The organism is Halorubrum tibetense (genome assembly GCF_042661865.1).
Classification (GTDB): Archaea; Halobacteriota; Halobacteria; order Halobacteriales; family Haloferacaceae; genus Halorubrum; species Halorubrum tibetense.
The window spans coordinates 1-1,902 of sequence record NZ_JBHSWW010000379.1 but is presented as its reverse complement, the minus strand read 5'-3'; the positions used below and the strand labels follow the sequence as shown (position 1 = coordinate 1,902).

5 protein-coding genes are annotated in these 1,902 nt (G+C 67.9%); 3 read left to right on the top strand and 2 right to left on the bottom strand.

Translation table 11 applies throughout. The annotated features are described in order from the left end of the window. The coding region (locus ACFQEU_RS15275; RefSeq protein ID WP_379783545.1) for an aminopeptidase P family N-terminal domain-containing protein at window positions 1–372 on the bottom strand (372 nt) is incomplete at its 3' end. Between the two features lie 96 nt (window positions 373–468). Here ACFQEU_RS15275 and ACFQEU_RS15270 point away from each other — a divergent pair. After that, window positions 469–612 (top strand): hypothetical protein, encoded by a 144-nt coding sequence (locus ACFQEU_RS15270; protein ID WP_379783543.1) that lies wholly within the window; start codon window positions 469–471, stop codon window positions 610–612. 116 nt (window positions 613–728) lie between these two features. Continuing rightward, window positions 729–959, top strand: a complete 231-nt coding sequence (locus ACFQEU_RS15265; RefSeq protein WP_379783541.1) for a DUF7543 family protein — start codon at window positions 729–731, stop codon at window positions 957–959. A gap of 75 nt (window positions 960–1,034) precedes the next feature. On the opposite strand, the gene ACFQEU_RS15260 is transcribed toward ACFQEU_RS15265, so the two are convergent. Further along, window positions 1,035–1,388, bottom strand: coding sequence for a VOC family protein (locus tag ACFQEU_RS15260; RefSeq protein WP_379783539.1), 354 nt, complete (start codon window positions 1,386–1,388; stop codon window positions 1,035–1,037). Window positions 1,389–1,477: 89 nt separating this feature from the next. On the opposite strand from ACFQEU_RS15260, the gene ACFQEU_RS15255 reads away from it, so the two are divergent. Continuing rightward, window positions 1,478–1,902, top strand: a 425-nt coding sequence (locus ACFQEU_RS15255) for a sugar O-acetyltransferase (protein ID WP_379783537.1), incomplete at its 3' end; no start/stop codon positions are given.

Here is a 1,902-nt window from a genome sequence, read left to right as displayed (position 1 = left end):
CGCGACGGCCCGGAGGTCCTGCGTGAACCGCGCCCACATCGTGTCGTCGACGAGCAGGCGACCGCTCCGCAGGTCGTGCTCGTCGAGGACGTCACGGGCGGCCTCGCGGGGGTCGTCGCCGTCGGCCCACGTGCGCACGTCGTCCACGTCGGTCTCCGATCGGACCTGCTCGCCGTACAGTTCGGGTACGAGGAGCGTCGCGGGGTCGGTCGCGGGAACGATCAACAGGAAGTGTCGCTCGCCCGGCTCCTCGTTGAACCCCGTCAGGTACTGCAGGTTTCGACTCGGGAAACAGACCAGCCCGTCGGCGTCGACGGCGGCGAGCCGGTCCCGCGTTCGCGCCCGTCGGGTCGTGTATGTGTCGTCGGTCATACCCGGTGTCGGTGCCGGATCAGTATATAAACAGGGTGTGGTTACTGCCCCATCAAGCGGGTCGTAACTATACCCTGAGGGGTGGTGTGTGGTGACATGAGCACCGAACCGACCTCGACGTTCGACTGTCCGAACTGCGACACCACGGCCCCCTCGACGTCAGTTCCGTACGACACTCTCGGCTACGCGGTTTGTCCGGTCTGTTCGTACTCCGGTGGGCCGATCGCGACCGACGACTGAGACGGGTCTAGAAAACGGATCGAGCGTCGCCACCTTCGGATCGGACTCGCATCCCACCAGCCCGCGTTCGGCGCGGGAACCGGGCCGTTTTAGCCCCGGGCGCGCCCTCCCCGGACATGAGCTGGTCGATCGCACGCGAGGACGACACGATCACGGAGTGGGAACGCTCGGACGGGTACGCGACGGTTCGGATCCGCGAGCGCGGCGACGGCGGGTTCGTCGTCAGGCTCGACGTGATGGAGCAGGCGACCGACGAGGCCGCCTACGACCGCGTCCGGTTCGACGATCGCGCGGCCGCCGAGGCACACGCGGAGTCGTGGCGCACCGCGCGTGACCTCGACGAGTGAGTCGGTATCGTGGTCGCTGTCGAACGGAGGGCGTGGTCGTGGCGTCGAACCGGAACCCGGCTCGCGTCCCGACGGTTACGGGAGTTCCACGTCGTCATCGAGGAACGTCTGACACTCGACAGTCCGGCCGTCCGGGTCCGTCGCGAAGAACTGATAGATGTCGTACGTCGGGTTCCGGTGTGGCTCCTCGCGGGCCACGTCCGCGAGCCGGTCGTGGGCGGCGTCGACGCCGGCCCTGTCGGGGTACAGGAACGTCACGATCCCGCAGTCGTCGGTCCGGTCACGGTCACAGAACCCGACGATGAGGTTCCCGTGTTCGAGTATCGTACAGTCGGGCTGTTCGAGCCACAGCTCCATCCCCAGTCGGTCGCGGTAGAACTCGACGACTGCGTCGTGGTTCTCGGTCGCGTAAAAGACGATCCCGGACATACGGGGGGAAGGGTGGGCCGACACCTAAACCCACGTGACGGCTCCGTCGGCTCCGGAAGCCACTTGCCCGGTGGCGGTGATCTGCCCGCATGTCGAGCGAGAAGGAGCGGATGCTGGCCGGCGAGCCGTACGATCCGAGCGATCCCGAGCTGGTCGCCGAGCGCGAACGCGCTCGCGATCTGACGCGACGGTACAACCGAACCGCGGCCGGCGACGAGGCCGAACGACGGGACGTGCTGGCGACGCTGTTCGGTTCGGGCGGACGAACGGCGACCGTCGACCCCCCGTTCCGCTGTGATTACGGCTACAACCTCCACGTCGGCGAGGGGTTCTTCGCGAACTTCGACTGCGTGGTGCTTGACGTTCGCCGGGTCGAGTTCGGCAGGAACTGTCTGCTCGGGCCGGGCGTCCACGTGTACACGGCGACACACCCGCTCGACCCCGCGGACCGGGCCGGTGGGCTGGAGTCCGGCGAGCCCGTCACCGTCGGCGACGACGTCTGGATCGGCGGGCG

Bases quoted from the DNA above. Each gene is read 5' to 3' on its own strand.
- ACFQEU_RS15260 (WP_379783539.1), bottom strand. From the start codon at position 1,388: ATGTCCGGGATCGTCTTTTACGCGACCGAGAACCACGACGCAGTCGTC.
- ACFQEU_RS15265 (WP_379783541.1), top strand. From the start codon at position 729: ATGAGCTGGTCGATCGCACGCGAGGACGACACGATCACGGAGTGGGAA.
- ACFQEU_RS15270 (WP_379783543.1), top strand. From the start codon at position 469: ATGAGCACCGAACCGACCTCGACGTTCGACTGTCCGAACTGCGACACC.